The 7228-nt window shown below is 48.7% G+C and carries 9 protein-coding genes; 5 read left to right on the top strand and 4 right to left on the bottom strand.

The features are described from left to right. A partial coding sequence (locus tag K8S15_07840) for a hypothetical protein (protein MCD4775948.1) occupies positions 1-275 on the bottom strand: 275 nt, incomplete at its 3' end. A 147-nt stretch (positions 276-422) separates the two neighbouring features. Further along, entirely contained in the window at positions 423-677 is a 255-nt protein-coding gene (locus tag K8S15_07835) for a hypothetical protein (GenBank protein MCD4775947.1), read from the bottom strand. Between the two features lie 20 nt (positions 678-697). Here K8S15_07835 and K8S15_07830 point away from each other — a divergent pair, with 20 nt between their 5' ends. From K8S15_07830 to K8S15_07810, 5 genes are all read left to right on the top strand, one after another. Further along, positions 698-1828, top strand: a complete 1131-nt coding sequence (locus K8S15_07830) for an ATP-binding protein (protein ID MCD4775946.1) — start codon at positions 698-700, stop codon at positions 1826-1828. A 101-nt stretch (positions 1829-1929) separates the two neighbouring features. Beyond that, a complete protein-coding gene (locus tag K8S15_07825) occupies positions 1930-3681 on the top strand; it encodes an aldehyde ferredoxin oxidoreductase family protein (GenBank protein ID MCD4775945.1) in 1752 nt (583 codons plus the stop codon). After that, on the top strand, positions 3678-4832 hold the full coding sequence (locus K8S15_07820) for a class II aldolase/adducin family protein (protein MCD4775944.1): 1155 nt from the start codon (positions 3678-3680) through the stop codon (positions 4830-4832). The genes K8S15_07825 and K8S15_07820 overlap by 4 nt, the downstream gene beginning before the upstream one ends. Before the next feature lie 62 nt (positions 4833-4894). Beyond that, on the top strand, positions 4895-6034 hold the full coding sequence (locus tag K8S15_07815) for a 6-bladed beta-propeller (protein MCD4775943.1): 1140 nt from the start codon (positions 4895-4897) through the stop codon (positions 6032-6034). A gap of 227 nt (positions 6035-6261) precedes the next feature. Further along, positions 6262-6639, top strand: coding sequence for an MliC family protein (locus K8S15_07810; GenBank protein MCD4775942.1), 378 nt, complete (start codon positions 6262-6264; stop codon positions 6637-6639). Between the two features lie 64 nt (positions 6640-6703). Here K8S15_07810 and K8S15_07805 read toward each other — a convergent pair whose 3' ends face one another. Together K8S15_07805 and K8S15_07800 are read right to left on the bottom strand one after the other, a co-directional pair. Further along, positions 6704-6886, bottom strand: coding sequence for a DUF188 domain-containing protein (locus K8S15_07805; protein MCD4775941.1), 183 nt, complete (start codon positions 6884-6886; stop codon positions 6704-6706). Between the two features lie 126 nt (positions 6887-7012). Beyond that, positions 7013-7228: hypothetical protein (locus K8S15_07800; GenBank protein ID MCD4775940.1), on the bottom strand; the 216-nt coding region annotated here is incomplete at its 5' end.

Genomic DNA, 7228 nt, shown 5'->3' with positions numbered 1-7228 from the left:
AGATCGCCATTGAATGATCGATCTTCTGAAATGCCCCAGCCAACCAGGACATACCGGGCTTCACCGTAGTTGAAGGCTTGCAGATCAAGAATCGCAACGTGACTGATATTTGAGTTCCAGGATGTAAAAGCATTTTCGAGCTCGTTCAAAAGAGGGTGCCTTTCCGTTTCTATCTCGCCTGCCGAGATCGAAGGTATTGCGGGTATGATGAAAAGCAACGCAAGAAAATTGATCGAGGGAAACAGGATTGTGCGAGATTTTAAACGGTATTTCATCTGATATACAGCTCTTTCTGATTAGCAGGAATTTAAATTATACATTATTTTAATATACGCGTCCTTAAAAGTTCCACATTCAGCATCCATTCCGGACCGATGAACGGTTTTCCCATATTCTTCTAGAACATGCCGTTCGTAACGCCATCATCGAAACGAATGTCTGGGGGCTTTTCCCTGCTCTCCGGACTCCCATATCACCGATCCATCAACACACATGCAGATTATCCTGAAACCTTTATGATCTGCGATGAAGATAGAATCACCGGCGATCTCGAGATCTCTAATCGAGTAGAAAGCCGGGGTGGCATTCTCCTCTCCGGGGTAAGAAGCGTTTTTCCGTCGAAGGCGATAGATAACTATTGTGCATCGCTTTGCTGAATGGTCTTGACTTTTACGCAAAGTCTTGCATAATAGTCATTATGAAACGATATCTGGAAGAAAGAATTGTCGCTGATCTGAAGAGGAAAATGGTGCTTCTTACCGGTCCCAGGCAGGTGGGTAAGACTTTTCTCTCGAAACAGATTGCCGAAGATCACTTCACGCGTTTCTGCTACCTGAACTTCGATAATACCCTTGATGCAAGTGTGATAACCGGTCAGAGCTGGCCTTTGGACATTGACCTGCTTATTCTGGACGAAATTCACAAGATGTCAGGATGGAAGCAATTTCTCAAAGGCGTGTATGATACAAAACCTTCGGAGTGCGCCCTGCTTGTGACCGGTAGTTCCAGGATGGATACTTTCCGGCAGGCCGGGGAGTCCCTTGCCGGACGTTACTTCCATCACAGACTATGGCCTCTTTCGGTGGCAGAGCTGAAGAACACACATCAACCACAGGAAGCTTTCAGACTCCTGCAAAAGTTCGGGGGCTTCCCCGAACCATTTCTGAGTGGTGATATAACCGAAGCGAATCGCTGGCGTTCACAGTATTTTACCGATCTTGTACGGGAGGATATTCTGGAATTCGGCAGGCTTCAGGAAATCCGGGCTATGCGGGTTCTGCTGGAACTGCTCAGGAAAAGAGTTGGTTCTCCTTTGTCCTACACTTCCCTTGCCACAGATATGCAGGTTGCACCCAACACAGTCAGGCGGTATGTGGATATTCTGGAGGCGCTTCACATTGTTTTCCTGGTGCGGCCTTATCATGCAAACATAGCAAGAGCGATTCAAAAGATTCCAAAGCTATACTTTCACGATTCTGGCTATGTTCAGGGTGATGAGGGGGTCATCGTTGAGAACACTGCTGCAATCTGCCTGAGAAAACACGCAGACTACAGATCGGACATATCGGGAGATAGGGTAGAACTGTGTTACATCCGCACCAAGGAAAAGCATGAAGTAGATTTCACCCTGGTCAATAATGGAGAACCTGAAGTGTTGATAGAGGTGAAAATATCCTGCACAAAAACTCCCGCAGGTCTGAAGTTACTGGGCGAGAAATTCCCTGGAGCTAAACGAGTTCATCTTGTGAGAGACCTCCGATTGGAGCAGGACAGGGAAGGCATTTCCATTAGAAATCTACCGAAATGGCTTGCCGGTCTGGATGCCTGATTCATTCATGGAAAGAACTGATAAATAAAATGGACAAAATGAGGGAAAGATCCAGGGAGCTTGACGGGCCGGAAAACTCTTTGATAAGGCAGAACAGTATTATGACAGGCAGTTGGGGCAGGATACTCTTTTTTGATCTTTCGTCCGGTGAACACCGGTACGAGGAGATCGATTCCGATATCTGCCGGTTCTGGATCGGCGGCAAAGGGCTGGCGGGGTATTACCTGTTTCAGGAGATGACACGCTCCTGGAAGGATCCTGCGATGCCGCTTGTCTTTATGACCGGGCCGCTGACCGGCACCCTGGCTCCCGCTTCAGGTAGAACCTGTGTCATGTTCAAATCTCCGCTTACCGGAACCGTGGGAGACTGCTCGGTTGGAGGCAGCCTTGGATGGCAGCTAAAAAAGGCCGGAATAGACGGCCTGATAATTACCGGAAGGAGCCGGGGTCTCTGCGGTATTGAAATATCCGACGGAACCGTTTCTACTGAGGATGCCGGCTGGCTTGCAGGTGCTTCTACGGATGAGCTTTACGAAAGGCTGAAGCGTAAGGGAGCTGTCGCGGGAATAGGTCCGGCAGCGGAGAATGGTGTGCTTTTTGCATCGATCATGGTCGATGGAGCATTCACTGCCGGCAGGGGAGGGGCCGGTCTTGTCAGCGCATCGAAGAACTTGAAGTACATTACCGTTTCAGGAACCGGCAAGGTTCCGGTTCATGATAGTGAGAGGCTCCGTAAAGCGAATGAGGATATCAGAAGACTTGTGGCCGCCACTCCCGCCCTGACCGGGGAGCATGGGCTTCAGAACTGCGGCACGGCAGCCCTATACGATCTGATAAGCTCCAGGAGAATGATGCCCACATCCAATTTCAGGAGAACTTATTTCAACAAGGCTTCATCAATGAATTCTCACGCGTATGGCGATGCGTACAACCCGAAGCGGTACGGCTGCAAAGGATGTCATATTCTCTGCAAAAGAGTTGGAGAGGATGGAACCCATCTCCCGGAGTACGAGACCATGTCACACTTCAGCTCTTTGATCGAGAATGAGAACCTCCGGGCAGTCACCGAAGCAAACAGGATATGCAACCAGGCGGGGATGGACACGATCTCCGCTGGCGCTACCCTTGCATGTTTTTCTGAAATCACAGGCGAGAAGCTCACTCCTTACAGAATCACCGAACTCCTGATCGGCATGGCCTCCGGAAAAGGGAAAGGAAGCGAACTGGGGCAGGGATCCTATCTGTTTGCAGAGTCGAAGGGTTGTCCCGAACTCTCGATGTCAGTCAAGGGTATGGAAATGCCGGGATACGACCCCAGGGGGGCATACGGCATGGCACTTGGCTACGTCACTTCCACCAGGGGAGCGTGCCACCTGCGCGCTTACCCCATAAGCCACGAGATACTGAGGAAACCTGTAGCGACCGACAGGTTCTCCTTCGCCGGCAAGGCACGGATAGTGAAGATAGCGGAAGACATGAACGCTGTTATCGATTCGCTCACCGCATGCAAATTCCTTTTCTTCGGCTGTTCACTCGAGGAGTACGCATCAGCATACTCTGCTGTAACCGGCAATGAAACCTCGGCTCAGGATCTTCTGAAAACAGGGGAGAGGATCTACTTCAGAGACAGGATGATGAACGCGAAATGCGGTTTTACTTCGGAGGATGACGATCTGCCGCCAAGATTCTTTTCCGAAGAGGGGAGTTCCGGCAACGGTATCGAGATACTTCCCCTTAACAGAGAGGAATTCCTTGAAACAAGGTCGAAGTACTACCGGATACGGGGGCTGAACCTGGAAGGATGTCCGCTCCGCAGTAAAGCAAAGGAACTCGGACTGGAGCACCTGCTGTGAAAAAACTTCTTGAGAAGTACTCGGGAAAAATAGTTTCCGCGGGGCTCGCTGAATCCGGCAAGCCACTTCTGGGCGGTCTCGACGCGGAACTGGAATGGAACAGGGAAGATCCAGCAATCCCCGTTCTGGAAGAAGTATTCAGCGGATTGAACATAAACTCGCTGCTTTTTTCCCTTCCGGCGGAACCCTATCGCTCGATAATCGATTTTCTGGCTTCCGGAGATACGGACATTATCCGTCCCGAGGATTCTGAAACCCGCACTTTCATGCACGACCTTCCCGTTATTCAGGATTTCAGATCGGACTTGATCATCGAGAAACTCAGGAATCGAAAGAGTGTTATCATCAGGGGAAAGGGTATAGTCACATGGGGCACCGTGAGCCCCGAGCAGGCGTTCATATTTTACAGTTCGGTCTGTTTCGCCTGCTTCGTGAAATTCTTCAGTGATTACCTTCGGGACAGCAGGACAGGTGAAATTTCGAATGATCGGGAGAGAGTTTTCAGAAACGTTTTGAAATACATCGATAAATATCCGGATGAATCTCCAAAACTGCTGACCGGACCTTTCCGGAACAGTGAAGATGTTTACAGAGCGGTTGCACAGGCCGGCAGGATGACAGTGCGGCACAGGCTTGTTGATTCCTTCTTCGGCAACGTTTCACTGAAATGGGGTGATACACTGTTCATCTCACAGACAACCTCTTCTCTGGATGAGCTGGAAGGCTGTATCGACCCGTGCCCCCTGGATGGGTCGGCATGCACCAGTATCACCGCTTCCAGTGAGTTTTCGGCTCACATGAGCATCCTTCGGCTTACAGGCATGGACGCGATCCTTCACGGTCACCCGAGGTTCTCCGTGATAATGTCGATGGACTGCGAGAAGGAGAATTGCCCGACAAGAGGATCGTGTCACACCAGCTGTCCCGAGAAGCGCTTTATACGTGATATCCCAATCGTTCCGGGTGAAGTCGGGACCGGCCCCTATGGCCTGTGCAATACACTTCCACCCGCCATGGAGGGAAACAGAGGTGTAATAGTCTATGGCCATGGGCTTTTCACCGTGTCAAAGGGCGATTTTAACGATGCTTTTAAGAATTTGCTTTCTATCGAGCGGATGTGTCAGAAAGAGTATTTCAGACTTCTGAAATGAATAGTACACCCGGCGCGAGGGTGAAATAGTTAGCCTGAATTCAATTAGTTTGGGAGTAATCAATGAAGCGCAGTTCCGTTATATCAACCAAAATAATGATATTGTTTTTTTCTGCAATGATACTGAACGGATGCGGAGTTGATGAAACTCCTCCGGAACTTCCCGATATTGAGTACAAACTTGTCATTACCGATTCGATAGGTGTCGAAATTGGCGAGGACGAATACATGTTCGCCTGGCCTGAAAATCCGACTCATTCCCCCGATGGCGATATCCTCGTAATCGATAGATTGAAACACACAGTGTTCGTCTATACCTCCGATGGCGAGTTCGTAAGAACCATAGGAAGGGAAGGGGAAGGGCCGGGAGAGTTCCGTCTGCCGTCAGGATTGGCGTTCTATTCCGATGGAAGCCTTCTCATCGGTGATGCCGATGGGATATCTCTGTTTGACAGCAGCTACGAATATCAGGAACAGTTAACCTGGTCCGGATTTGGTAAACCATGGTTGAAGACCGCCGTAGACAGCGGCGGATTTATTGGAACCGAAATGACAATGATGCCGGGTGAGAATGGGATTGAAATAATTTCGACTCTCGGCCGCTGGGATGGTGAAGGCGAGCCTTCTGTGGAGTATTTCAGCGTTGAAAGTGAATTTAATCCGGAAGACAGAGAAATCGATCGCACAGAGAGCAGGGGAAACAATATTATTTCCTGTGCTACCCGAACCGGCAGGGTCTTCTACTCCCGGTCATCAATAGATGAATTCGTAATCCATGGCTGTGAGCTTGATGGCACGGAATTTCTCCTGATTGAGGATTTAGCCGCCCATAGAGTAAGAAAAAATGATGAAGATCTTCAAGCTGAAATGGACGCCTGGAACAGCTTAATACGTCTGATGCGTGGAGATTCATCAACAGGCAAGCCAGTTAAGCTCGACCCATATAGAAGAATAATCACTGAAATGTTTATAGATGGAGAGGATAGGCTCTGGGTGAGGCTCGGAAACTATACTGGAATTGTCTTTCGCGTATACGACATGAGCGGTGATATACTTTTCCATGCGATGGTTGAGTACGCAGGCAATCCGGCTGATCTCAATAGCTGGGAGATCACCGGGGATGAGCACGGGTTTCTCGCGAATAACACTTCGCACGAGTATTACCATCGCATCTATATGCTTACAATGGTTGATGCCGAATAGCACTTCAGGATGAACGGTTGCGCATTGAAACCGGCGGAATCTACTTTGATCCATATTTTAATCGTGCAAATTTGTAGTACAGCTTGATATTTGCAAGAATATGAGTTGTCAGGCAGCAACTCCAATTCAACGTACAACAGGGTAAGCTGTTCATTTGCATGATCGAACCATACCTTCGATATTAGTCACCCTGTATTAACTCAGATAAACAAAAAAAGGAGAATACAATGCTGAAGAGAATTTTGATGACGCTGTGCATATTTGCTGCGTTGTTCATCGTAATGGGATTCCAGAGCGGGAATCAGGATGAACTGACCGTACTCGGCGGTGAGCCTGTTAATTACCGGTGCGGGAACGGAGACCGGATCGTTGCCAGGTACTACACTCTCTCGGACAGCAGCCTTAATTTCGTAAAAGTGCTGATGCCCGATGATGATGAGTACACTCTGCCACAGGTTCTTTCAGGATCCGGAGCACGATATACCGATGAGATGGAACTGATCTGGTGGATCAAGGGAGATTTCGCGTCTGTTGAAATGCGAGACGATAACGGCGACTGGGAGACCATCTACGAGAACTGCTGTGTAGTCAGTCCTTCGAATTAACAGGCAGCGTAATACACACAAGTCCGGACCGATACGAACGCCTGAAAGTAAAATACAAGGTTTTTTATGGGTTGATACCGTTCCTTCGGCGGATTTTAACCACCATTTTATCCAATTCCTGAAGGAATCTTGAACGATCCTTTTTAGCGAAGGGTTTGGGGCCCCCTATCATCATTCCCTGTTCCCGCAGATCGTGCAGGAGATCTGAATAGAGTTTCTTCATTTCGTGCGAAAGAAAACTGATCATTTCATTGCCGGTGGGTTGTTTCGGGCAGTATGCTCGGTTTCAGTCAGAAATCGGAGGTACGCTAGGACGAATTGGCTGCTTCGTGATCAGGAAATTGGATTGAGGAAAATCCATTTTCATATTGCTTTAACCTGCACTCCAGGAAATTAGGAATTCGGATAATCCTATATTTTGATAAGTATCCCCGGGGTATACATCTATAATCTGGAATTTCAAACTATCTCCATATGACATACTGATCTGCCAGCGTTCAAGATTGTCGATCGCGAAACGCTGAATATCCACACTCTGCGGACGCATAGTGTCGTCCAGCTCTATTACGCAGTACATCCTGTCGTTGTT

It is taken from the genome of Candidatus Aegiribacteria sp. (assembly GCA_021108005.1).
Lineage (GTDB): Bacteria > Fermentibacterota > Fermentibacteria > Fermentibacterales > JCC-6 > Aegiribacteria.
The sequence above is the reverse complement of the archived record's forward strand: the minus strand, read 5'-3'. Positions and strand labels throughout refer to the sequence as shown.

What these genes read in the sequence shown, in the direction of transcription:
- K8S15_07830 (MCD4775946.1), top strand. Translation starts at nt 698, where the DNA reads ATGAAACGATATCTGGAAGAAAGAATTGTCGCTGATCTGAAGAGGAAA.
- K8S15_07825 (MCD4775945.1), top strand. Translation starts at nt 1,930, where the DNA reads ATGACAGGCAGTTGGGGCAGGATACTCTTTTTTGATCTTTCGTCCGGT.
- K8S15_07815 (MCD4775943.1), top strand. Translation starts at nt 4,895, where the DNA reads ATGAAGCGCAGTTCCGTTATATCAACCAAAATAATGATATTGTTTTTT.
- K8S15_07810 (MCD4775942.1), top strand. Translation starts at nt 6,262, where the DNA reads ATGCTGAAGAGAATTTTGATGACGCTGTGCATATTTGCTGCGTTGTTC.
- K8S15_07805 (MCD4775941.1), bottom strand. Translation starts at nt 6,886, where the DNA reads ATGATCAGTTTTCTTTCGCACGAAATGAAGAAACTCTATTCAGATCTC.